The sequence below is a fragment of the Pseudomonas sp. MONT-RG-20F-20-E-7-02 genome (assembly GCF_022662395.1).
Classification (GTDB): domain Bacteria; phylum Pseudomonadota; class Gammaproteobacteria; order Pseudomonadales; family Pseudomonadaceae; genus Aquipseudomonas.
This window is the reverse complement of sequence record NZ_JAKNQN010000001.1, coordinates 427146-450380: the sequence shown is the minus strand read 5'-3', so window position 1 is coordinate 450380 and position 23235 is coordinate 427146. Positions and strand designations below refer to the sequence as shown.

The 23235-nt window shown below is 61.8% G+C and carries 24 protein-coding genes; 12 read left to right on the top strand and 12 right to left on the bottom strand.

From position 1 onward, the window contains the following. Window positions 1–267 precede the first annotated feature (267 nt). Entirely contained in the window at window positions 268–819 is a 552-nt protein-coding gene (locus L8I05_RS02070; protein ID WP_005789991.1) for an RNA polymerase factor sigma-70, read from the top strand. A gap of 250 nt (window positions 820–1069) precedes the next feature. Here L8I05_RS02070 and L8I05_RS02065 read toward each other — a convergent pair whose 3' ends face one another. After that, the gene (locus L8I05_RS02065; RefSeq protein ID WP_242167028.1) at window positions 1070–1858 is read right to left on the bottom strand and encodes a transporter substrate-binding domain-containing protein; all 789 of its coding nucleotides are present in this window, start codon (window positions 1856–1858) and stop codon (window positions 1070–1072) included. Window positions 1859–1951: 93 nt separating this feature from the next. Further along, entirely contained in the window at window positions 1952–2575 is a 624-nt protein-coding gene (locus L8I05_RS02060; protein WP_242167027.1) for a TetR/AcrR family transcriptional regulator, read from the bottom strand. 153 nt (window positions 2576–2728) lie between these two features. Here L8I05_RS02060 and L8I05_RS02055 point away from each other — a divergent pair, with 153 nt between their 5' ends. The 8 genes from L8I05_RS02055 to L8I05_RS02020 all read left to right on the top strand — a co-directional run bounded on the left by L8I05_RS02055 (window position 2729) and on the right by L8I05_RS02020 (window position 11977). After that, a complete protein-coding gene (locus L8I05_RS02055) occupies window positions 2729–4507 on the top strand; it encodes an acyclic terpene utilization AtuA family protein (RefSeq protein WP_242167026.1) in 1779 nt (592 codons plus the stop codon). Between the two features lie 12 nt (window positions 4508–4519). Then, window positions 4520–5392: an SDR family oxidoreductase gene (locus tag L8I05_RS02050; RefSeq protein WP_242167025.1), complete on the top strand. Its 873-nt coding sequence runs from the start codon at window positions 4520–4522 to the stop codon at window positions 5390–5392. Window positions 5393–5395: 3 nt separating this feature from the next. Beyond that, window positions 5396–7009, top strand: a complete 1614-nt coding sequence (locus L8I05_RS02045; protein WP_242167024.1) for an acyl-CoA carboxylase subunit beta — start codon at window positions 5396–5398, stop codon at window positions 7007–7009. 67 nt (window positions 7010–7076) lie between these two features. Then, window positions 7077–8234 (top strand): citronellyl-CoA dehydrogenase, encoded by a 1158-nt coding sequence (gene atuD, locus L8I05_RS02040; protein ID WP_159958568.1) that lies wholly within the window; start codon window positions 7077–7079, stop codon window positions 8232–8234. Continuing rightward, window positions 8231–8992: an enoyl-CoA hydratase-related protein gene (locus L8I05_RS02035; RefSeq protein WP_242167023.1), complete on the top strand. Its 762-nt coding sequence runs from the start codon at window positions 8231–8233 to the stop codon at window positions 8990–8992. Before atuD ends, L8I05_RS02035 begins: the two co-directional genes overlap by 4 nt. Window positions 8993–9091: 99 nt before the next feature. Continuing rightward, entirely contained in the window at window positions 9092–11020 is a 1929-nt protein-coding gene (locus L8I05_RS02030; RefSeq protein WP_242167022.1) for an acetyl/propionyl/methylcrotonyl-CoA carboxylase subunit alpha, read from the top strand. Between the two features lie 66 nt (window positions 11021–11086). Then, complete coding sequence (locus L8I05_RS02025; RefSeq protein ID WP_159958574.1) at window positions 11087–11629, top strand: exonuclease domain-containing protein; 543 nt, start codon at window positions 11087–11089, stop codon at window positions 11627–11629. Window positions 11630–11692: 63 nt separating this feature from the next. Continuing rightward, a complete protein-coding gene (locus L8I05_RS02020; protein WP_094950776.1) occupies window positions 11693–11977 on the top strand; it encodes a pyrimidine/purine nucleoside phosphorylase in 285 nt (94 codons plus the stop codon). A gap of 64 nt (window positions 11978–12041) precedes the next feature. Here L8I05_RS02020 and L8I05_RS02015 read toward each other — a convergent pair whose 3' ends face one another. Then, the gene (locus L8I05_RS02015) at window positions 12042–12848 is read right to left on the bottom strand and encodes an MOSC domain-containing protein (protein ID WP_242167021.1); all 807 of its coding nucleotides are present in this window, start codon (window positions 12846–12848) and stop codon (window positions 12042–12044) included. 38 nt (window positions 12849–12886) lie between these two features. Continuing rightward, window positions 12887–13822 (bottom strand): chemotaxis protein CheV, encoded by a 936-nt coding sequence (locus L8I05_RS02010; RefSeq protein WP_017134971.1) that lies wholly within the window; start codon window positions 13820–13822, stop codon window positions 12887–12889. Window positions 13823–14357: 535 nt separating this feature from the next. On the opposite strand from L8I05_RS02010, the gene L8I05_RS02005 reads away from it, so the two are divergent. The 3 genes from L8I05_RS02005 to L8I05_RS01995 all read left to right on the top strand — a co-directional run bounded on the left by L8I05_RS02005 (window position 14358) and on the right by L8I05_RS01995 (window position 16709). After that, window positions 14358–14807: a hypothetical protein gene (locus tag L8I05_RS02005; protein WP_174245645.1), complete on the top strand. Its 450-nt coding sequence runs from the start codon at window positions 14358–14360 to the stop codon at window positions 14805–14807. A 352-nt stretch (window positions 14808–15159) separates the two neighbouring features. After that, entirely contained in the window at window positions 15160–16053 is an 894-nt protein-coding gene (locus tag L8I05_RS02000) for a sensor histidine kinase (protein ID WP_242167465.1), read from the top strand. Further along, window positions 16050–16709, top strand: a complete 660-nt coding sequence (locus L8I05_RS01995; RefSeq protein WP_159958578.1) for a response regulator transcription factor — start codon at window positions 16050–16052, stop codon at window positions 16707–16709. The genes L8I05_RS02000 and L8I05_RS01995 overlap by 4 nt, the downstream gene beginning before the upstream one ends. Here the strand turns inward: L8I05_RS01995 and yegS are convergent. The 8 genes from yegS to L8I05_RS01955 form a co-directional block, all read right to left on the bottom strand. Continuing rightward, the gene (yegS, locus tag L8I05_RS01990) at window positions 16668–17588 is read right to left on the bottom strand and encodes a lipid kinase YegS (RefSeq protein ID WP_242167020.1); all 921 of its coding nucleotides are present in this window, start codon (window positions 17586–17588) and stop codon (window positions 16668–16670) included. The two genes, L8I05_RS01995 and yegS, sit on opposite strands and share 42 nt — an antisense overlap. Window positions 17589–17837: 249 nt before the next feature. Next, window positions 17838–18230: a DUF2802 domain-containing protein gene (locus L8I05_RS01985; protein WP_159958582.1), complete on the bottom strand. Its 393-nt coding sequence runs from the start codon at window positions 18228–18230 to the stop codon at window positions 17838–17840. Beyond that, window positions 18231–18716 (bottom strand): chemotaxis protein CheW, encoded by a 486-nt coding sequence (locus L8I05_RS01980; RefSeq protein WP_106576477.1) that lies wholly within the window; start codon window positions 18714–18716, stop codon window positions 18231–18233. Window positions 18717–18796: 80 nt separating this feature from the next. Further along, window positions 18797–19585: a CheW domain-containing protein gene (locus L8I05_RS01975; protein ID WP_242167019.1), complete on the bottom strand. Its 789-nt coding sequence runs from the start codon at window positions 19583–19585 to the stop codon at window positions 18797–18799. Beyond that, on the bottom strand, window positions 19585–20373 hold the full coding sequence (locus L8I05_RS01970; protein WP_014719332.1) for a ParA family protein: 789 nt from the start codon (window positions 20371–20373) through the stop codon (window positions 19585–19587). Before L8I05_RS01970 ends, L8I05_RS01975 begins: the two co-directional genes overlap by 1 nt. A gap of 51 nt (window positions 20374–20424) precedes the next feature. Further along, entirely contained in the window at window positions 20425–21312 is an 888-nt protein-coding gene (motD, locus tag L8I05_RS01965; protein WP_177019005.1) for a flagellar motor protein MotD, read from the bottom strand. 28 nt (window positions 21313–21340) lie between these two features. Beyond that, on the bottom strand, window positions 21341–22081 hold the full coding sequence (locus L8I05_RS01960) for a flagellar motor protein (RefSeq protein ID WP_145158855.1): 741 nt from the start codon (window positions 22079–22081) through the stop codon (window positions 21341–21343). Further along, window positions 22081–23202: a chemotaxis response regulator protein-glutamate methylesterase gene (locus L8I05_RS01955; RefSeq protein ID WP_159958590.1), complete on the bottom strand. Its 1122-nt coding sequence runs from the start codon at window positions 23200–23202 to the stop codon at window positions 22081–22083. The genes L8I05_RS01960 and L8I05_RS01955 overlap by 1 nt, the downstream gene beginning before the upstream one ends. Window positions 23203–23235 lie beyond the last annotated feature (33 nt).

The following is a 23235-nucleotide window of genomic DNA, read 5'->3' as shown; positions in this document are numbered from 1 at the left end:
CACAAAACAAACCCATGTCGTCCTCCTGCGGGCGCTGATCCTTGGCCGTTTGTTAACGGACCTGTCACCCATGAGAACGGACGGTGCGGGCAAATAATTAGTCGCAGGGGATGTAGGAGAAGTGGTTCACACCTTGTAGGAAGGCATAAGATTAGTTCGTCTTCTCATTTGACAATCATTATCATTAAGCATAATTTGTTGCCCGATGTGTAGGAGGCCTCAGCAAGGACGCCCTCCCCTAACCTCTTTTGCAACAAGGTGATTTCCATGACGGAACAAGTATCCACAGGCAGGTGCGACTCACCCCTTCTCCAGGCATTCGTCGACAATCGTTTGATTCTGGTGAAGATCGCGGCGCGCATTACCGGCTGCCGCTCGCGTGCCGAAGACGTGGTGCAGGATGCCTACTTCCGGCTGCAATCGGCGCCGACGATCACCTCATCGTTCAAGGCCCAATTGAGTTATCTGTTCCAGATCGTGCGCAACCTGGCGATCGATCACTACCGCAAGCAAGCCCTGGAGCTCAAATATTCCGGGACCGAGGAGGAAGGGTTGAATGTGGTGATTCATGGCGCATCACCGGAAACTTCCCATATCAACTTCAACACCCTGGAAAACATCGCCGACGCCCTGACGGAGTTGCCGCAGCGCACACGCTACGCGTTCGAGATGTATCGCCTGCACGGCGTGCCACAAAAGGACATCGCCAAGGAACTCGGCGTGTCACCGACGTTGGTCAACTTTATGATTCGGGATGCGCTGGTGCATTGCCGCAAGGTATCGGGCAGCCACAGCGATACGTTTGCGCGGCGAGTCTGATTGTGGTGAAAGAGCTTGTTGTGGCGAGCGGGCTTGCTGTGGCGAGCGGGCTTGTTGTGGCGAGCGGGCTTGCCCCGCGTTGGGCTGCGAAGCAGCCCTGAAACCAGGCGCTGCGGTCTAACTGAAAAATCGCGGCGGTCTTATTGGGGCCGCTTCGCAGCCCAACGCAGGACAAGCCTGCTCGCCACAACAAGCCTTGTAGCCACAACAGGCCCTGCTTGCCACATCAGGCCTACTCAGCCCGCAGACCTCAGTGCACCGCCGTCACATCAATCCGATACGGCTCGAAAATCTTCAACATCTGCCCGTTATCGCGCAGGCGCTTGAGCAACTCGGCAAACGCCTCCCCGGTAATCGGCGCCTTGGGCCGCAGCAACGCGTAGTGGTGATACACCTGGTCAATTCGCTCCGAGACCAGGAACTGCCCGGCCAGGTCTGCATTGCGCACCATGAAATCACTCAAGTACGAACGTGTGACCAGCGCGATATCGGCCCGCCCGCGCGCGACCATCAGCAAGTTGCTGTCATGGGAGTAGGTCAACGTGGCGTTGAAGTGCTCGGCCATGTACTTGGGGTCGGGGTTGAAGTTGGCGAAGGCGTAGTGATAACCGCTGAACACGGCCAGGCGCTTGCCCTTGAGGTCGGCGAAATAACCCTGGTCGCGACCGGGCTCACGCTGGGCGACGAAGATTTCCGCGTCTTCCAGGCCCATGTCGACGCTGGTGTGGGGAATGTCCTGCCAACCCCAATCCGGGTTTTCGAAGATCGCCATGTCGACGCGGCCTTGCTCGAAATCGCGGAAACGCCGTGGGATCGACGTCGGCACCAGCACAAATTGGTAGTCGCCTTGCGAGGCGTTCAGGGCTTCCACCAGTTGCGGCAGTAAACCGGTGTCGGCGCCTTGCTCGGGGCGTACGGTGTAGGGCGGAAAATGCGCGGCGCCGATTCTCACCAATTGCGCAGCCGAAGCCGGCATCCACCCTGCGGTGCCCAGTGCCCATAAAGTTAGTCCTGCAGCCAGCCGCCATGGCGAAAACATTGAGGCACGCACCGTTTAATACTCTGATGGCGATAAGCTAGGCGTTTTTGTCAGGTGAGACAACTTTCCGTCGGTAAATTAATGGCTTGCGCCTTAATCAGCCTTCAGCACCATCAGCAGGGCTTCTTCGGCCAATTGTTCCAGGGTCAGGCTGCCTTGGGCGCGGAACCAGGTGGTGGTCCAGGACAACGCGCCGGTGAGGAAGCGGCGGGTGATAAACACATCGCCGCGGATGTAGCCGGCAGCCTTGGCCTCGCCCAGCACCTGCAACCAGATTTCCTCATACACATCGCGCAGCGCCAGCACCTGGGCCTGGCCGTCGGCCGACAACGAACGCCATTCGTAGACCAGCACCGCCATGGCTTCGCCGCTGCCGCCCATGATCGACTGCAATTCGCAGCGAATCAGCGCCAGCACGCGCTCACGCACGCTGCTCGCTTCTTCAAGTGAAGCGCGCATCATCGCAGTGTTGTAGTGGATGGTTTCCTCCATCACCGCGCGCAGGATCTCGTCCTTGCTCTTGAAGTGATGAAAGATGCTGCCGGACTGAATGCCCACCGCGCCGGCCAAGTCACGCACGGTGGTGCGTTCAAAGCCCTTGTTGCGAAACAGGTGAGCTGCGGTTTGCAGCAATTTGCCCCGGGCACTGTCGGGGTCGGTCAATTGGCCGGCATCGACCATGGTGCGCATGACCCGCAGGGCTTTGTGCTCATCCATGCCTCTCTCCTTCACGTGTGCTGACGTCTTGGGCGGCAATTTAGGCCGTGGCCGCCAACCAAGCAAGCGCTTGGGCAAAACTTGTGTGCAGAGTTTACAAACCAAGCGCTTGCTTGGTAGTCTCGACACCAGCCATTCGAGGAAGGATTTCTCATGAGCAAGACGGTTCGTATCGGCTGCGCCAGCGCCTTCTGGGGTGATACCTGCACGGCTGCCGCCCAATTGGTGCAAGGCGGCGCGCTGGATTACCTGGTGTTCGACTATTTGGCGGAAGTCACCATGTCGATCCTCGCCGGTGCGCGGATGAAAGATCCCCACGCCGGCTACGCCACGGACTTCGTCGACGTGCTCACGCCGTTGCTGGGCGACATCCAGCGCCAAGGCATCCGCGTGATCAGCAATGCTGGCGGCATCAACCCGCAGGCCTGCGCCGCCGCGCTGCAAGCAGCCTGCGACAAGGCGAGCATCCCGCTGAAAATCGCCGTGCTGCTCGGTGACGATCTGCAACCACAACTCAAACACCTGCACGGCGTCAGCGACATGTTCAACGGCGCGCCGCTGCCGCCGATGTGCGTGTCCGCCAACGCCTACCTCGGCGCGCCAGGCATTGCCAAGGCGCTTGAGCTGGGCGCCGACATCGTCATCACCGGCCGCGTAGTCGACAGCGCCGTGGTCAGCGCGGCCTTGGTGCATGAATTCAACTGGTCGTGGCAGGACTATGACCGTCTCGCCCAGGCCGCATTGGCCGGGCATATCATCGAATGCGGCGCGCAATGCACGGGCGGCAACTTCACCGATTGGCGTGACGTGCCGGACTACGAGCACATCGGTTTTCCCATCGTCGACGTCAGCGCCGACGGCCAGTTCACCGTCAACAAGGTCGACGGCAGCGGCGGGCTGATCAGCGAACTCAGCGTGGCCGAACAGCTGCTGTATGAAATCGGCGACCCGCGCGCCTACCTGTTGCCCGATGTAATCTGCGACTTCAGCCAGGTCAAATTGCAGCAACAAGGCAAACACAGCGTGCGCCTGCACGGCGCCAAGGGTTTGCCGCCCACCGACCAGTACAAGGTCAGCGCCACCTACCCGGACGGTTTCCGCTGCACCGCCAGTTGCCTGATCGCCGGGATTGACGCCGTGGCCAAGGCCGAGCGCGTCAGCCAGGCCATCATCAACAAGACCTCGGAGCTGTTCAGCCAACGCGGCTGGGCGCCTTACACCGAGGTGAACATCGAACTGCTCGGCAGCGAAGCCACCTACGGCGCCCACGCCCAGCGCCAGGATTGCCGCGAAGTGGTGGTGAAACTCGCGGTGCGGCATCCGAGCAAACAGGCGCTGGTGCTGTTCGCCCGCGAGATCGCCCAGGCGGCGACCGGCATGGCGCCCGGCTTGACCGGCATCGTCGGCGGGCGGCCAACGGTTTATCCGCTGATTCGGCTGTTTTCGTTCCTGATCGATAAATCTTCCTGCGAGCCGGTGGTCGACTTCCAAGGCCAGCGTTACGCCATTGAACTGCCCACCGCTACGCCCCCGATCACCCAGGCCGCGCCGATTGACCCGCCCAAGCCCCAAGGCCGCGCCGACGCCAGCGTGCCGCTGGTGAAACTGGCCGTGGCGCGCTCCGGCGACAAGGGCAACCACAGCAATATCGGTGTGATCGCCCGCCATCCAGACTACCTGCCGTGGATCGCCGAAGTGCTGACCCCGGAAGTGATCGTCGACTGGATGAGCCACGTGCTCGACCCCCTCCACGGCCGCGTCGAACGCTGGTACTTGCCCGGCAGCCACAGCCTGAATTTCCTGCTGGAAAACGCCCTGGGTGGCGGCGGTATCGCCAGCCTGCGCATCGACCCGCAAGGCAAAGCCTTCGCCCAGCAATTGCTGGAAATCCCCATCGCCGTGCCGCAACACATCGCCGATCAACTCATATAAAGGAGCGTTGCCGTGGCCTTCGACTCAATCTTCAAAGCCGACCTGTTCCAGGGGCAAACCGTGATCGTCACCGGTGGCGGCAGTGGCATTGGCCGCTGCACCGCGCATGAGCTGGCGGCCCTCGGCGCCCGTGTGATTCTGGTAGGACGCAAGCCGGAAAAGCTGCAAAAGGTGGCGGCGGAAATTGCCGAAGACGGCGGCGCGGCACACTGGCAAGCCTGCGATATTCGCGATGAAGACGCGGTGAAGGCGCTGGTCACACAGATCATCCACGCACACGGGCCGATCCACGGCCTGGTGAATAACGCGGGCGGCCAATACCCGTCGCCCCTGGCCTCGATCAATCAAAAGGGCTTTGAAACCGTGCTGCGCACCAATCTGGTCGGCGGCTTCCTGATGGCACGGGAAGTGTTCAACCAGTCGATGAGCAAACACGGCGGCGCCATCGTCAACATGCTTGCGGACATGTGGGGCGGCATGCCCGGCATGGGCCACTCGGGCGCGGCGCGTTCGGGCATGGACAATTTCACCAAGACCGCCGCCTTCGAATGGGGTTACGCCGGCGTGCGCGTCAACGCCGTGGCGCCGGGCTGGATAGCCTCCAGCGGCATGGACACCTACGAAGGCGCGTTCAAGGCGGTGATCCCGACCTTGCGCGAACACGTGCCGCTCAAGCGTATCGGCACTGAATCGGAAGTCAGCGCGGCCATCGTGTTTCTACTCAGCCCCGCTGCCGCCTTCGTCAGCGGCAGCACCTTGCGCATCGACGGCGCCGCCAGCCTGGGCAGTCGCGCCTGGCCATTACAAAAACCGCAATCGCCGAGCGAGCCGTTCAATGGTTTCCACCGCGCGTACTTGCCCGATGTGCTCAAGGCGGAGCACTAAACCATGCCGGTAATTGAAAGCTTGATCGACGCGCACAGCGCGGCATTTGCCCAGAACCGCGAAGCCATGCTGGCCAGCATCCAGCAACTGCGCCAACTCGAACACGCCCTGCTCGCCAAGGCCCAAGAGGCCAAAGCCAAGTTCGACAAACGCGGCCAACTGCTGCCCCGCGAACGCCTCAACCTGCTGCTCGACCCTGGCGCGCCGTTCCTGGAACTCGCGAGCCTGGCCGGCTACAGACTCCACGATGACAAAGACGGCAGCGCAGCCGGTGGCGGCTTGATCGCCGGCATCGGTTACGTCAGCGGCGTGCGCATGCTGGTGGTGGCCAATAACAGCGCGATCAAGGGCGGCACGATTTCCCCCACCGGCTTGAAAAAATCCCTGCGCCTGCAACAGATCGCCATGGAAAACAAACTGCCGGTGGTGACCCTCGCCGAAAGCGGCGGCGCCAACCTCAACTATGCCGCCGAGATTTTCGTCGAAGGCGCGCGCAGCTTTGCCAACCAGGCGCGCATGTCGGCCATGGGCTTACCGCAAATCACCGTGGTGCACGGCTCGGCCACGGCGGGCGGCGCCTATCAGCCGGGGCTGTCGGATTATGTGGTGGTGGTGCGCGGCAAGGCCAAGCTGTTCCTCGCCGGGCCGCCGCTGCTCAAGGCGGCTACCGGCGAAGTGGCGACCGACGAAGAACTGGGCGGCGCCGAGATGCACGCGCAAACCGCCGGCACCGCCGAGTACCTGGCGGAAAACGATGCCGACGGCGTGCGCATCGTGCGCGAGATCGTCAGCCTGTTGCCCTGGGATGAGCAGATGCCGATTGCGCCCGAACGCAATTACAAAGAGCCGCTGTATCCCATCGAAGAGCTGCTGGGGCTGATCCCTCACGACCCGAAAAAACCCTACGACGTGCGCGAAATCCTCGCGCGCCTGGCCGACGGCTCCAACTTCCTCGAATTCAAGGGCGAGTTCGATGCCCACACCGTCTGCGGCCATGTGCAGATTCAAGGCCGCGCCGTCGGTGTGATCGGCAACAACGGCCCGATCACGCCCAAAGGCGCGAGCAAGGCCGCGCAGTTTATCCAGCTGTGCGACCAGAGCCGCACGCCGCTGCTGTTCCTGCACAACACCACTGGCTTCATGGTGGGCACCGAGTCGGAGCAACAGGGTGTGATCAAGCACGGTGCGAAGATGATCCAGGCGGTGGCCAATGCCCGCGTGCCTAAACTCACGATTGTGGTCGGCGGCTCCTACGGCGCCGGCAACTATGCGATGTGCGGCCGTGGGCTCGACCCGCGCTTTATCTTCGCCTGGCCCAACAGCCGCACCGCAGTAATGGGTGGCGCGCAAGCGGGCAAGGTGCTGCGCATCGTCGCCGAGGCCAAGCAATTGAAGGACGGCCTGGTGCCCGACCCCAAGGTGCTCGACATGCTCGAACAGGTCACCGCGCAGAAGCTCGACAGCCAGTCCACCGCCTTGTACGGCAGCGCAAACCTATGGGACGACGGGCTGATTGACCCACGCGATACCCGCACGCTGCTGGGTTTGCTGCTGGATATCTGCCATGCGGCCGAGGTGCGGCAGTTGCAGCCCAACAGCTTCGGCATAGCGCGCTGATCGTTCCCACGCTCCGCGTGGTAATGCAGCCCAGGACGCTCCGCGTCCCAAAAGGAGAACAACAACAATGATCTTCACCCAGGAACACCAGGAACTGCGCCGTACCGTTCGCGCCTTCGTCGACCGCGAAATCAACCCACACGTCGATGAATGGGAAAAAGCCGGGCGCTTTCCCATCCACGAGATCTTCCGCAAAGCCGGCGATCTCGGCCTGCTGGGCATTTCCAAGCCGGAGAAATTCGGCGGCATGGGCCTGGACTACAGCTATTCCGTAGTCGCCGCCGAAGAGTTCGGCAGCATTCGCTGTGGCGGCATCCCCATGTCCATCGGCGTACAGACCGACATGTGCACCCCCGCCCTCGCCCGCTTCGGCAGCGATGAACTGCGCGACGAGTTCCTGCGCCCGGCCATCAGCGGCGAGCAAGTGGGCTGCATCGGCGTCTCGGAAACCGGCGCCGGCTCCGACGTGGCCGGGCTGAAAACCCATGCGCGCAAGGACGGCGACGACTATGTGATCAACGGCAGCAAAATGTGGATCACCAACTCGCCCAGCGCCGACTTCATCTGCTTGCTGGCCAACACCTCCGACGACAAGCCGCACATCAACAAGTCGCTGATCATGGTGCCGATGAACACGCCCGGCATCAGCGTCAGCCCGCCGCTGGAAAAACTCGGCATGCACAGCTCCGAGACCGCCCAGGTGTTCTTCGACGGCGTACGCGTGCCGCAGCGCAACCGCATTGGCCACGAAGGCGCGGGGTTCATGATGCAGATGCTGCAGTTCCAGGAAGAACGCCTGTTCGGCGCTGCCAACATGATCAAGGGCCTGGAGTACTGCATCGACAGCACCATCGACTACTGCAAGGAGCGCCAGACCTTCGGCAAGGCGCTGATCGACAACCAGGTCATCCACTTTCGCCTGGCCGAACTGGCCACTGAAATCGAATGCCTGCGCGCGCTGGTCTACCAGGCCACCGAGCAATACATCAAAGGCCAGGACGTGACTCGCCTGGCCTCCATGGCCAAGCTCAAGGCCGGGCGCCTGGGCCGCGAAGTCAGCGACAGTTGCCTGCAATACTGGGGCGGCATGGGCTTCATGTGGGACAACCCGGTGGCCCGCGCCTACCGCGACGTGCGGCTGGTGTCGATTGGCGGCGGTGCCGACGAAATCATGCTGGGCATCATCTGCAAACTGATGGGCACGCTGCCGGGGAAAAAGTCATGAACACCTTGCTGCTCGAACCGCACAACGGCGTGCTGCACATCACCCTCAACCGCCCGGCCAGCCGCAATGCCATGAGCCTGGAGATGGTCAATGAACTGCGGGCGGTTTTGGCGCAGCTCGACAGCCAGGTGCGCGCGCTGGTGATCAGCGGCGCTGGCGGGCACTTCTGCGCCGGGGCGGATGTGAAGGACATGATCACGGCGGGCGACCAGTTGCAGGCCTTGAACCGCGCATTTGGCACCTTGCTGCAAGAAGTCGAGGCCGTGCCGCAGGTGGTGATCGTGGTGCTGCAAGGCGCGGTGTTGGGCGGCGGGTTCGGGTTGGCGTGTGTGAGTGATATTGCGATTGCCGATCATCAGGCGAAGTTCGGTTTGCCGGAAACCAGCCTGGGGTTGTTGCCGGCGCAGATTGCGCCGTTTGTGGTCAAGCGGATCGGCTTGACCCAGGCACGGCGGCTGGCGCTGACGGCGGCGCGGTTTGATGGGGTTGAGGCGCAGCGGCTGGGCGTGGTGCATTTTGTCGAGGCCGATGCGCAAGCGTTGGCGGAGCGTTTGGATGAGGTGCTGGGGCAAGTATTGCGCTGTGCACCGGGGGCAAATGGGCGGACTAAAGCGCTGTTGCTCGCCAGTGTTGATGAACCGCTCGAGCAGGTATTGGATCGAGGGGCGCAGTGGTTTGCCGAGGCGGTGACGGGAGTGGAAGGGATTGAGGGGACTCAGGCGTTTGTGCAGAAGCGTAAGCCGAGTTGGTGCAAGTGATGCCATCGCAGGCAAGCCAGCTCCCACATTCTCCCTGTGGGAGCTGGCTTGCCTGCGATGGGGCCAGAACATTCACCCAGTGTGCCAAGGGATAAACCCATGCCCAATTTCAGCAAAATCCTGATCGCCAACCGCGGCGAAATCGCCTGCCGTATCCAGCGCACCGCCCAGGCCCTGGGCTACCGCACCGTGGCGGTCTACAGCGACACCGACGCCCAGGCCCTGCACGTGCAAATGGCCGACGAGGCCGTCAACATCGGCCCGGCGCCCGTCAACCAGTCGTACCTGAACATCCCGGCCATCCTCGAAGCCGCGCTGAAAACCGGCGCCGACGCCATCCACCCCGGCTACGGTTTTCTCTCCGAAAACCCCGACTTCGCCCTGGCCTGCCAACACGCGGGGCTCACCTTCATCGGCCCTGGCCCCGACGCGATCAAGCTGATGGGCAGCAAGCGCCTGTCCAAACTCGCCATGCTTGACGCTGGCGTGCCGTGCATCGCCGGCTACCAAGGCAGCGCCCAGGACGACGCTACTTTGCAACAGCAAGCCCAGCGCATCGGCTACCCGCTGATGATCAAAGCCAGTGCCGGTGGTGGCGGTCGCGGTATGCGCCTGGTGCACGGCAGCGGCCAACTGCTCGACCAACTGCGCACCGCGCGTTCCGAGGCCATGAACGCCTTCGGCAGTGACGAACTGATCCTCGAACAAGCGCTGATCGCGCCGCGCCATGTCGAAATTCAAGTGTTTGGCGACAGCCACGGCAACCTCATCTACTTGGGCGAACGCGACTGTTCACTCCAGCGCCGCCATCAAAAAGTCATCGAGGAAGCGCCCTGCCCGGTGATGACAGCCGAGCTGCGCCAGGCCATGGGCGAAGCCGCGCTCAAGGCCGGGCGCGCCGTCAACTATGTCGGCGCCGGCACCGTGGAATTTTTGCTCGACCGCAGTGGCCGCTTCTATTTCCTGGAAATGAATACCCGCCTGCAAGTCGAACATCCCGTCACCGAGCTGATTACCGGCCTCGACCTGGTGGCCTGGCAACTGCACATCGCCGCCGGCCAACCGCTGCCGCTGACACAGGCCGACGTAACGCTGAGTGGCCACGCCATGGAAGTGCGCCTGTACGCCGAGGACCCGGCCCAGGGCTTTCTGCCGCAAACCGGTGACGTGCTGCGCTGGGAGCCCGCCGCTGGCGTGCGGGTTGACCATGGCGTACTTGAAGGCCAGCGCATCAGCCCGTTCTACGACGCCATGCTCGGCAAGATCATCGCCCACGGCGCCACCCGCGAAGAGGCGCGGCGCAAACTGCTGCGGGCGGTGGAAGATACTGTGTTGCTGGGCGTGACGACCAACCAGCGCTTGCTGGCCGACCTGCTCAAGCACCCGGATTTTATCGCCGGCGATTTCAGCACCGGACTCATCGCCGAACACTTCAATGAAATCCCGCACCAGGCAGCAACGGACGAACAGATCGCCTTGGCCGCCGCGCTGTTTTATCACCACAGCGCCAGCGCTCACCGGCAGGGTTTAGTCGGCTGGCGCAACTCCGCCAGCACGGCGTGGAGCTATCGCCTGGAAATCAACGAAGAGGCCCACGAGGTTGCCGTCAGCGTTCCGGCAAACGACCATCTGCAGGCCAACGGCATCGATATCAGCCACTTCAGCAGCGACGGCCGCTGGGCGACCGTGGTCATCAACGGGATCCGCCGCCGCTGCGCCTATCATCTCGACGACACCCAGCTCTGGCTGCCCGGCGTGAAGGTCATCAACCGTACCCAGCAAGTCGCCAGCCGCCAGGCCGAGGTTGCCAGCGGCAGCGTCAAGGCGCCGATGGACGGCGCGATTGTCGATGTACGGGTGAGCGTCGGTGAGCGCGTCACCAGAGGTCAATTGCTGCTGGTACTCGAAGCGATGAAAATGGAACACCCGTTGACGGCCGGGATAGATGGCGTGATCACAGGCGTGCAAGTGAGCGCCGGCGATCAGGTGCGTAATCGCCAGGTGTTGCTGGAGATTGAAAAGGCCTAGGCGGAACTACGAGGCTTGGCTACGCTCTATCCCCATCTGGAAGGGAAGAGTACGGGAACCTGCGCGATGCCTCATTGGCTGATTATTGACCTTGAAGCCACAACGGATGAAGGCGGCTGGCCCGTGACGGAGATGGAAGTCATCGAGATCGGCGCGAGCCTGGTCAACCGCCAGGGCCGCGAGCTGGATCACTTCCAGCGCTTTGTGCGGCCGCTGCGTCGGCCGTTGCTGACGCCCTTCTGCCGGCAACTCACGCATATCACCCAGGCCAACATCGACGGCGCGGCAGCGATGACCGAGGTGTGGCCGTTGTTCGAACGCTGGTTGGGCCAGCATCACGCACGCCTGGAAGGCTGGGCCAGCTGGGGTGACTACGACCGCCAGCAGCTTGAGCTTGAATGGCAACGCCATGGCCTGGCCAGCGCGCTTGCGCACACGCCGCATGTGAACCTCAAGCAGCGTTTCGCCAAGGCCCGGCGGCTGGACAAGCCGCTGGGGCTCAACGGCGCCCTGCAATTGGCGGGGATGCAGTTCCATGGCCAGCAACACCGGGCGCTGGAAGATGCGCGCAACACCGCACGCCTGTTGCCATTGATTCTGCCGGTCTAGGCAGCTCCCCTGGGCTTGGGCATACTGGCCAGCCTTTCCAGACCCTTTTCCGAGGATTCACCCATGTTTAAAGTCAACGAATACTTTGACGGCACCGTCAAGTCGATCGCTTTCGGCACCGCAGAAGGTCCGGCGACCATCGGCGTAATGGCTCCGGGTGAATACGAATTCGGCACCGCCCAGCGTGAAATCATGCACGTGGTGTCTGGCGCGCTGAGCGTGAAACTGCCGGACGCCAGCGAGTGGGAAACCTTCGCCGCCGGCAGCCAGTTCAACGTGCCGGCCAACAGCAAGTTCCAGCTGAAGGTCGCCGTAGATACCGCTTACCTGTGCGAATACCGCGGCTGATTCAGCCAAGGTCAAAAAAATGCCCGTCTCGCAGGAGACGGGCATTTTTTATGGGTGGCGCACATTACTCAAGAATGGTCACCGGCATGCCGACTTCCAGGCGCCCGACGCCATCATTGACCAGGTTCTGGCCGAACATCGCGCCGTTCTCCGTCTTGCGGTACGCATCGAGCGTGGCGAAAGGTTCGCGGTCAGCACTGCGCTCGCCGGTGGCGGGGTCAATGGTGGTGAGAATGCAGCGTGAACATGGCTTGACCACGCGGAACTCGACATCGCCAATACGCAGGCGCTTCCAGCCGTCTTCGGCGAATGCGTCAGCGCCTTCGATCACCAGATTGGGACGAAAACGCAACATTTCCATGGGCCGGCCCACCTGCCGGGACAGATCGTCCAGGGAGCCCTGGCCGATCAGCAACAGCGGGTAACCGTCGGCAAACGCCACTTGGTCATCATCATTGCCGAAACCGGCCTCGGTGGTACGCGCGCGCGCAAGCGGCATCTGCACCAGCCGCGTGGGCTTGCCGATAAACTCGCTGACCCAGGCAGCGGCGGCATCGCCGGCATCCGGCACACGCAGGGTGTCACGCCAGATGGTCACGCCGCGCAACTCGGCGTCGCCGCCGGGCAGGGGCACGTCCAGCGTCGGGTGGCCGGGCGAACTCAGGGTCAAGCCGCCGGCACTGTTCCATAACGCCGACAACTGGCTCATCTTCGCCACTGCGCGCTGCGTCAGAAATCGTCCGCTGGCTTCGTCCACCAACATCCAGCGTCGATCCCCCGCCAGCCCGAGTTTATCCAGGCCGATGTGCTGCAAGGTCTCGGCCTTGCCGGACTTCAAGGGGTAACGGTACAACGCGCTGAGACGAAGCATGGGCCTGCATTCCTGAGAAACAAAGTGTCACCCTAAAGTCAGGCAGGCACTTCGTCCAGCATCAGGCGTTGACGCACCACGTCCACCAGCTTGTCGGGCTGGAATTTGGACAGGAAATTATCGCAGCCAACCTTTTTCACCATCGAGTCGTTGAAGCTGCCCGACAGCGAGGTGTGCAGCACCACGTACAGCCCACGCAGGCGCGGGTCGTTGCGGATTTCGGTGGTCAGGCGGTAGCCGTCCATCTCGGGCATTTCGGCGTCGGTGAAAATCATCAGCAGTTTGTCGGTCATCACCTGGCCGCTGTCGGCCCAGGCCTTGAGCATGTTCAGTGCCTTGAGGCCGTCGCTGGCGATGTGCATCTTCACGCCGAGCTGCCCCAGGGTGTCGCGCAGCTGCGACAGCGCCACATTGGAGTCGTCCACCAGCAGCACTTCGCGACCACGGGCGCGTTCCAGCACCGGGTCTTCGAGTTTTTCCCGGGAGACCTTGGCGTTGTACGGCACGATTTCGGCGAGGACTTTTTCCACGTCGATGATTTCCACCAACTGGTCATCGACCTTGCTGATCGCCGTGAGGTAATGCTGGCGCCCGGCGCTGGCCGGTGGCGGCAGGATGGCTTCCCAGTTCATGTTGACGATGCGGTCTACGCCGCCGACCAGAAACGCCTGCACCGAGCGGTTGTACTCGGTGACGATAATCGTGCTGTTGGGGCCTGGCACCAGCGGGCGCATGCCGATGGCCTGGGACAGGTCGATCACCGGCAGGGTCTGGCCGCGCAGGTTGACCACGCCGCACACGAACGGGTGGCGCTGGGGCATCAGCGTCAGCTTGGGCAGTTGCAGGACCTCCTGCACCTTGAACACGTTGATCGCGAACAACTGCCGCCCGGCCAGGCGAAACATAAGAATCTCCAGGCGATTCTCACCCACCAGTTGCGTGCGTTGATCTACCGTGTCGAGAATGCCGGCCATTAAAAGCTCCTGATGTGGGATTGTGCTGTTCACTTAAGGCTAGTTATCGGCGGCAAGCGCCAGACCTTGACCCCCGTAAAATGCCACGTAAATTCATTGATGTCACACTGACATCATGCTTTACTGCAACGGCCTCTCCAAATGGCACTACAGCAACGTCGCGCGACATTCAAATCGACGCGAGGTTCCGCTGTGTAAGGGATTCCCCTATGAACAATCAGGCCCAACCTGATATTCGCGATATCTAATAGCCATTAATGTGACGCCATTCTCATTGCATGAATGGAGTCAGGCTTTTGTTTGCCATCCCAAGCCCTCGGCCCACGGGTCTTCCAGAGACACTCGTGGCGGCAACTGAAGTTGTGCAATCGCCCAGGATAGTGCGGCGTATGCGCGGCATTTGCGATCATTCAAGTATCGGTCCTACCGAAATTTCAGAACGGGGCTACAGATTTCAGTCATATTTCAGCGGTAGTTTTACGCCATTCACCCGGTGCGGCATCTCATCAACCCGACCTTATGTGCGGAGACTTGCATGATGAATAACGCAAACGAATGGCAAACCGCTCTTCCCGAGTTCTTGCTTGAAGCCGAGACGCTCCTGGCCAAGTCCGAAGAGTGCTTGAACCACTTGCACTTGATTCGCAACGACAGCGATGCCATCGACTGCATGAAAATCAGCCTGAGCAAACTGGCTGAAAAGGCCGAAGGCCTGGCCCTGCAGGCGATCAGCGAATTCTCCCGGCACATTCAATACCTGATTGCGAATGCCGCAAGCCCCATGGAACTGCATGACCAGGCCTTGAATGCCCTGCATGACTGCCTGACATTACTGGCTTGGCAACTGGAGCTGATTGACGCCCGCACCGGGGAGTTGGCGCTGGATGAAAGCGAACAAACTAAATTGATTGCGACGGTCACCTTGCAGATCCCACAAAAAGACTTCGGTTATAAACCGCAGCAGCGTGTGCATCACACGTCTTGAGTGTTGAGCAGGTCGTATTCAATCGGTGAGTTATCTAAAAACGACACCGATATATCAATTAGCCATCAACGCTATAACTCTACAAACCCACTTAATTAATACAACTGCCACCTCTTTGAACTCTGGGACTCCTTAATGTCAGGATTAGGGCCCAGGGCGTTTGTGCGTGTCTAATAAGCAGTGGAGTGAGGCGCCAGGCGACCAACGGTAATAGTGGTGGTACTATGCCCCGCTCGAAGTGACTCAACTTCACTATGTACAAAAAAATGTTTCGGCACCGCATTCCAAACAGAGCCCTGTCAGCCGCCATGACCGGTCTTCCCGCAGCGAACCTTGATTGGCTCCATCCGCTATGTACGCCAGCCTGAAGTCACTCATCGCAAGATCCGTGTCCCGCAGCAATGCCCGTCGGATGGTTCTCGCCCTGTGCCTTTGCTCTTTGCTGGTCAGCGTGTGGGCCTACACCCGTTCGGCACCGTTGCCATTACTGATCCTGCTGCTCAACCTGGCCACCTTGCTGGTGGTGGGCCTGCAGCAGTGGAGTTCGCGCAAATCGATCAAATTCCAGCCACAGGAATTGGCCGATCGCCTGCTGCAAGTCCAGGAAAACGAACGCCATCGCCTCAGCCGCGAATTGCATGACGACATCGGCCAGCTGCTTACCGCCGCCAAACTGCAGAGCGAATGGCTCAAGCGCCGTCTGCCGGACGACCTGCAAAGCCAATGCACGGTGCTGTGCAACACGCTGAATGAAACCCTGGCCAAGGTGCGCGATGTGTCGGCCATTCTCAACCCAAGGCAGCTGGCCAGCCTGGGCCTGGAGGCCAGCCTGCGCGCGCACCTGCTCAAGACCCTGGAAAACACCCCGATCCACTGGAGCCTGGAATGCCAGCAGCGGCTGACCGGTATCCCGGAAGAAATGGCCGTGGCGGCCTTTCGCATCACCCAGGAAGCGGTGACCAACATGCTTCGTCATGCCCAGGCGCACAACTTGCTGGTACGCCTGCAACGCCTGCCCGAGGGCCTGTCGCTGATGATCTGCGATGACGGCCTGGGCTTCTCGCCTGCCATCAACCCAGGCCTGGAAGGCCAACGGGGCATGGCCGGTATGTCCGAGCGGATAGATCAGTTGGGCGGCACCCTGTCCGTCAACAGCCAGCCAGGCAAAGGTACTAAGATCGACGCGCTTTTTCCCTGGGCGCCGCGCGCCCTCGAACGGGCCAGTTCCCCTAAGGTTCTCGAGTGATCTGCAATTTACTCTTGGTGGATGACCACGCACTGATACGGGCCGGCGTACGCGCGCTGATCCAGGACATGCCCGGTTACACCGTGATCGGCGAGGCCAGCGATGGCGCGCAGTTGCTGGAAAAATTCAGCGCCCTGCAGCCGGATATCGTGCTGCTGGACCTGTCGATGAAACAACTGGGCGGCCTGGACGCATTAGAGCAACTCAAAGCGGCCTACCCAAAAAGCAAAGTGTTGATCCTGTCGATGCACACCGACCCGGAGCTGATCATGCGCGCGCTGGAAGCTGGCGCCCATGGCTACCTGCTCAAGGACACCACCGCCAACGAGCTGGAACACGCCCTGCTGGCCTTGCGCAACAACGAGCGCTACCTGAGCCCGGCGATTGCCCACACGGTGATCAATCAGGCGCTGATCCGCAGCCAGGGCCCGACCTCTCCCGCCGCCCACAGCCACAACCTCACAGCGCGCCAATTGGAAATCCTGCGGTTGATCGTGCGCGGCAAGTCCACCCGCGAAATCGCCCACGGCCTGGGCCTGAGCATCAAGACCGTGGAAGCCCACCGCTCGCAAATCATGAAACGCCTGCAGATTTTCGACGTGGCGGGCCTGGTGTTATTCGCCGTTCGCGAGCAGATCATCAGCCTGGACGACTAACGGCGAGTCCAGCGGCAAGTGCACGCGCAGGGCCTTGGGCAGCGCGGAAAAACGCAGGTCATCGCCCTTCAACGGCTCGCCATCGAGGTTGATGTACAGCCCTTCGGCCACCTTGATTTCTACCCATGGCAGGCGCGCGCGCACAAACATATTGTCCAGGCCCCAGCCGTCGCTCATCAGCGTCATCAGCGTGCCGACCACTTCCTGGGGCGCGGGCAGGATGCTGATATCGAGCAAGCCATCATCGGCCAGCGCGCCGGGGCACAGCACATGCCCACCGCCCGCCTGGCGACCGTTGCCGATGCCCAGCGCAAGCAAATCGCCCTTCCAATGGAAACCTGGGCCTTCCAGCTCGCCATAGGCCGCCTTCAATTCGCTGAAGCGCGTCAGGCCGGTGAACAGGTAAGCAGCGCCACCGAGCACTTTTTTCAGGTCTTCGGAAGTGTTGGCCGTGACCTGGCTGCCAAAACCGCCGGTGGCCATATTGAGGAACATTTGCCCACCCGCCTGGCCGAGGTCGATAGCCTTGGGCGGCACATCCAGCAACGCCAGTGCCTTGGCCGGCTCCAGCGGCACGCCGGCGGCGCGGGCGAAGTCATTGGCGGTACCCAGTGGCATCAGCACCAGGCTGGCGTCGGTCTTGGCCAAGGCCATGGCTTCGGCCACATCGCGCAAGGTGCCGTCGCCGCCACCGGCGATCAGGTGGGTGTAACCGTCGGCCAAGGCCTCGTCGACCAGGCGCCGGGCGTCGCCGCCCTCCCACGTCACCCGCACCGCCAGCTCCCAGCCTTGTTCACGCCGGGCCTGCACGGCCGCGCGCACGTCCTCGTTGAGGGCTTGCTTGCCATGCAGGATCAACAGTGCCTTGTGGGTGCTCATCGGGGGAAATCTCCTGGTTCAAAGGTGCTTGAAGGATGTGGACCTTTGGGGAGGAGAAAAAAGCCATCGAAGTCGTAAATTATTTGGCAGGCGAGAAATTAACCATCCCATGGCCGCCAGCATGATCGTTCACACGCTCTGCGTGGGAATGCAGCATTGGACGCTCCGCGTCTTGCCTCTTAAGTCGTGACGCGGAGCGTCACAGGGTGCATGCCCACGCGGAGCGTGGGCACGATCAAAATCAGCACGTCAGCTCTTGTGCAACTTGCTCATCAGCTGCGCTTCAGCCTGGGTCAGCCCACACGACTGCGTGAGCTCATCGACGGTCGCGCCCATGCCCACCAGCTTTGCCGCCTGGGCAAATGACAGGCTCGACGGGTCCCGCTGTTCGATCTGCGCCAACTTGTCCGGCAATGGCCCGAGGATCGCGCGCAGTTCATGCACCTCGTCCCCGACCTTCACCGCACTCTGCTGGAAGTGATCCACGCGCTTGACCAGGTCGAGAATGCGCCGGTCACGCACGGCATCACGCTCAGCCTGTTGCTGGGCCAATTCCCGTTGCTGGCGCATATAGCGCAGCAGGAATGCCACCGTCCCAGCCCACAACAGGGCCAGGACAATCACCGCCGCTTCAAGAAACAATCAGATGTTCTCCAGGTCCTGCCATTCTTCTTCGCTCATCATCTTGTCCAGCTCAACCAGAATCAGCAGCTCGCCGTTCTTGTTGCACACGCCCTGGATGAACTTGGCGGATTCTTCGTTGCCGACGTTCGGCGCGGTTTCCACTTCCGATTGGCGCAGGTAAACCACTTCAGCCACGCTGTCGACCATGATCCCGACCACTTGCTTGTCGGCTTCGATGATGACGATACGGGTGTTGTCGTTGACTTCGGTCGGCACCAGGCCAAAACGCTGGCGGGTATCGATCACCGTCACCACGTTGCCGCGCAGGTTGATGATGCCCAGCACGTAGCTTGGCGCACCTGGCACCGGGGCGATCTCGGTGTAGCGCAGCACTTCCTGCACGCGCATCACGTTGATGCCGTAGGACTCATTGTCCAGCTTGAAGGTTACCCATTGCAGGATTGGATCATCGACCAAACCTTGTGCGGATGCTGACTTGTTCATTTCTCGGACCCCTTCAATTGCCGCTCAACACGGCGTATGTACTTCGCTGACCGCACTTGCATGCGGGCCTTATTGTTCAATCAACTGCGTTTGTTCTGTGGCATCGCTTTTACGGCACCGCTGGCGATCAACTCAGCCAGTTCGGCGACGTCGAGCAACGCGCACATGTGTTCAATCACGGTGCCTGCCAACCATGGCCGTTGACCCCGGTGGCTGCGCCATTTGATTTCATTCGGGTCCAGGCGCAACGAGCGGCTGACTTGATGCACCGCCAGCCCCCACTCGTAGCCCTGCACCGAGATCACGTACTGCAAACCCTGGCGGAAATCATCGCGGTAACGGTCGGGCATCACCCAACGCGCAGTGTCCAGCACCTTGAGGTTGCCGGCCTGGCTGGGCAGGATGCCGAGGAACCATTCCGGTTGCCCGAACAGTGGCGTCAGCTCCTGGCCTTCCAGCGAATAAATCGAGCCCAGGCACACCAGCGGCACCGCCAGGGTCAACCCGGCGACGTCGAACAACAGGCATTCGAACGGCTCGGCGGCCCATGACGGGCGGCCATCACCGGTGACCGGCGGCGGCGTGATGCTGGGCGGCAGGTGCACTTGCACCACGGGCTCGACCACCACCGGCGCGACCACGACCGGTGCAATCGGCACAACCACAGGCGCAACATGCGCGTCGCGGGCTTGTTCTTCAAGCACCGCCAGCTGGAATTCATCCAACGTGCTGTCGGGTTCTACAACGGCCGGTTCAAGTACCAGCAGCGGTTCCGGCAGTTCTTCTTCCGTCGCTTCCTGCAGCAAGGCATCCAGGTAGGATTCCAGTGCCAGTTGCGGCCGGGTCTTGAGTTCAACGGGACGGTTCATCACGCCACCTGCGCCACAAGTTGCTGCGACAGCAGGTGCTTAAGCAACGCGCGGTAGGCCAGCACGCCACGGCTTTTGCCGTCGAACTGCGACGGCGTCAGCCCGGCACGGCTGGCGTCACGCAGGCGCGTGTCCACCGGGATATAGCCGTTCCAAATGGTGTCCGGGTAGGCATCGCGCAATACCCGCAAAGTACCGAGGGACGCCTGGGTACGGCGGTCGAACAAGGTCGGCACAATGCTGAACGGCAGCGCTTGCTTGCGCGAGCGATTGATCATCGCCAAGGTGCTGACCATGCGTTCCAGACCTTTGACCGCCAGGTGCTCGGTCTGCACCGGGATCACCAGTTGCTGGCTGGCCGCCAAGGCGTTGACCATCAGCACGCCCAGCAGCGGCGGGCTGTCGATAATGGCGTAGTCGAAGTCCTGCCACAGTTGCGCCAGGGTCTTGGCGATCACCAGGCCCAGGCCGCTCTGCCCCGGCGACTGGCGCTCAAGGGTGGCCAGGGCGGTGCTGGACGGCAGCAGTGAGATGCTTTCGTTACTGGTGGGCAGCAACAGTTGCCCAGGCAAGTCGGCAGGCACGCTGCCTTTGTGCAGGAACAAGTCGTAGCAGCTGTGCTCCAGCGCATCCGGGTCGTAGCCGAAATAGCTGGTCATCGAGCCATGCGGGTCCAGGTCGACCACGACCACACGCTTGCCCGCCTCGGCCAGCAAGCCGGCTAAGGCGATGGAGGTGGTGGTCTTGCCGACTCCACCTTTTTGATTGGCAACTGCCCAGACTCTCATTCGGTTGGTTCCTCCCGGCAGGCGTTGGCGCGACCGAGACAGTGCATAAAATTAGTGAGCCGGTGACGGAGAATTGACGGCGCTCTGACGAACCGGCGGCTTAACGGTTGGCGGTGCAGTTTGTGTGCCAGCCCGCTTGAGTGCCGCATCCGGTGTGGCATTGGCCGTGCCGGTGCCGGTGAGGCTACGGCGTACATCCAGGTTGCGCGACACCACCAGCACCACACGGCGGTTGCGCGCGCGGCCTTCGGCGGTGGCGTTATTGGCCACCGGCTGGAATTCACCATAGCCCACCGACGCCAGCCGGCCAGGGTTCACGCCCTGCATGGCGAGCATGCGCACGATGCTCGCGGCACGCGCCGAGGACAGTTCCCAGTTGGTCGGGTACTGCGCGGTGGCAATCGGGAAATTGTCGGTAAAGCCTTCCACGTGGATCGGGTTTTCAAACGGCTTGAGGATCGCCGCCACCTTGTCGATGATGGTGAAGGCCTGGTCGCTCGGCATCGCGTCGGCGCTGGCGAACAGCAGGCTGGAGTTCAGCTCGATCTCCACCCACAGCTCATTGCCGCGCACGGTCATCTGGTTGGATTTAATCAGGTCGCCAAACGCGGCACTGATGTCATCGGCAATGCTTTTCAGTGGGTCGCTGGTGCCGCCCACGCCGGCGGCGGTTTCGTCGCTGTCGTTGACCAGCGGCTTGGCCGGGGTGACGGTCTTGGGCCGCTCTTCGCCGATAGGAATCGGCTTGAGGGCGCGGTCGGCGTCGTTGAACACACCGATCAGTGCCTGGGAAATCACCTTGTACTTGCCTTCGTTGATCGACGAGATGGAGTACATGACCACGAAAAACGCGAACAGCAAGGTAATGAAGTCGGCGTAGGACACCAGCCAGCGTTCATGGTTGACGTGCTCTTCAGGCTCGCGGCGGCGACGGCTCACAAACTCCCTCCTACACAAAGCATGCGCATCAATCCATGAAGCCCTGGAGCTTCAATTCGATGGAGCGCGGGTTCTCACCCTCGGCAATCGACAAGAGGCCTTCCAGCAACATTTCGCGGTAACGGGATTGGCGCATGGCGATCGACTTGAGCTTGCTGGCCACCGGCAGCAACACCAGGTTGGCACTCGCCACGCCGTAGATGGTGGCGACAAACGCCACGGCAATGCCGCTGCCCAACTGCGACGGGTCGGCCAGGTTGCCCATCACGTGGATCAAGCCCATCACCGCACCGATGATGCCGATGGTCGGCGCGTAGCCGCCCATGCTTTCAAACACTTTGGCGGCGTTGATGTCGCGGCTTTCCTGGGTGTAGAAGTCCACTTCGAGGATGCTGCGGATCGCTTCCGGTTCGGCACCGTCCACCAGCAATTGCAGGCCTTTGCGCGCGTAGCTGTCGGGCTCGGCATCGGCCACGCCTTCCAGGCCCAGCAGGCCTTCCTTGCGGGCGGTTAGGCTCCAGTTGACCACGCGGTCGATGCCGCCTGGCAGGTCGACGCGCGGCGGGAAAATAATCCACACCAGAATCTGCATGGCACGCTTGAACGAACTCAGCGGCGACTGCAACAACGCGGCACCCACGGTGCCGCCAATCACAATCAGCGCTGCCGGGCCGTTGGCCAAGGCGCCAAGGTGGCCGCCTTCAAGGTAGTTGCCGCCGATAATCGCGACAAACGCCATGGTGATGCCAATCAGGCTCAAGACATCCATCAGAGGCAGGCCTCCACCAGATGCTTGCCGATGTCGTCCAGGCTGTAGACAGCGTCAGCCAGGTCCGCCTTGACGATGGCCATGGGCATGCCATAGATCACGCAGCTGGCTTCGTCCTGCGCCCAGATCGCGCTGCCGCCTTGCTTGAGCAGGCGCGCGCCTTCACGGCCGTCGGCGCCCATGCCGGTGAGCACCACCGCCAGAACTTTGTCGCCGTAGGACTTGGCTGCCGAGCCGAAGGTGATGTCCACGCACGGCTTGTAATTCAAACGTTCGTCACCCGGCAGAATTTTGATCGTGCCACGGCCATCCACCATCATCTGCTTGCCACCCGGCGCCAGCAGCGCCAGGCCAGGACGCAGGATGTCGCCATCCTCGGCTTCCTTGACAGTGATGCGGCACAGCTTGTCCAAACGCTCGGCGAAGGCCTTGGTGAAGGCCGCCGGCATGTGCTGGATCAGCACGATCGGTGCGGGAAAGTTGGCCGGCAATTGCGTCAACACGCGCTGCAGGGCCACCGGGCCGCCGGTAGACGTGCCGATAGCGACCAGCTTGTAGGCTTTGCGCTTGGGCGCAGGCGAATGGGCGCTCGGTGCAGCGGCACGTACGGGTGGCGCCGCAGGGCGTGCCACGGGCGCAGGCGCCGGGCGTGCAAATGACGACGTCGGCGCAGCAGGCGCTGCCGCCGGTGCAGGCGCTGGCGCACTGAACAGGCTGCGACGGTTACTGCGCGAAATGCTGTGCACCTTCTCGCACAGCATCTGCTTGACCTTCTCGGGGTTGCGCGAGATGTCTTCGAAATTCTTCGGCAGGAAGTCCACTGCACCGGCATCCAGCGCATCCAGGGTGACCCGGGCGCCTTCGTGCGTCAGCGAGGAGAACATCAACACCGGAGTCGGGCAGCGCTGCATGATGTGCCGAACTGCGGTGATGCCATCCATCATCGGCATCTCGTAGTCCATGGTGATCACGTCAGGCTTCAACGCAATGGCTTGATCAATCGCTTCTTTGCCGTTGGTGGCCGTACCGACCACCTGAATCGTTGGATCGGCGGAAAGAATTTCCGAGACGCGGCGGCGGAAGAAACCCGAATCGTCCACCACCAGGACCTTGACTGCCATAAACACTCCGTTAGGCGGGGCGGGCATTACCGC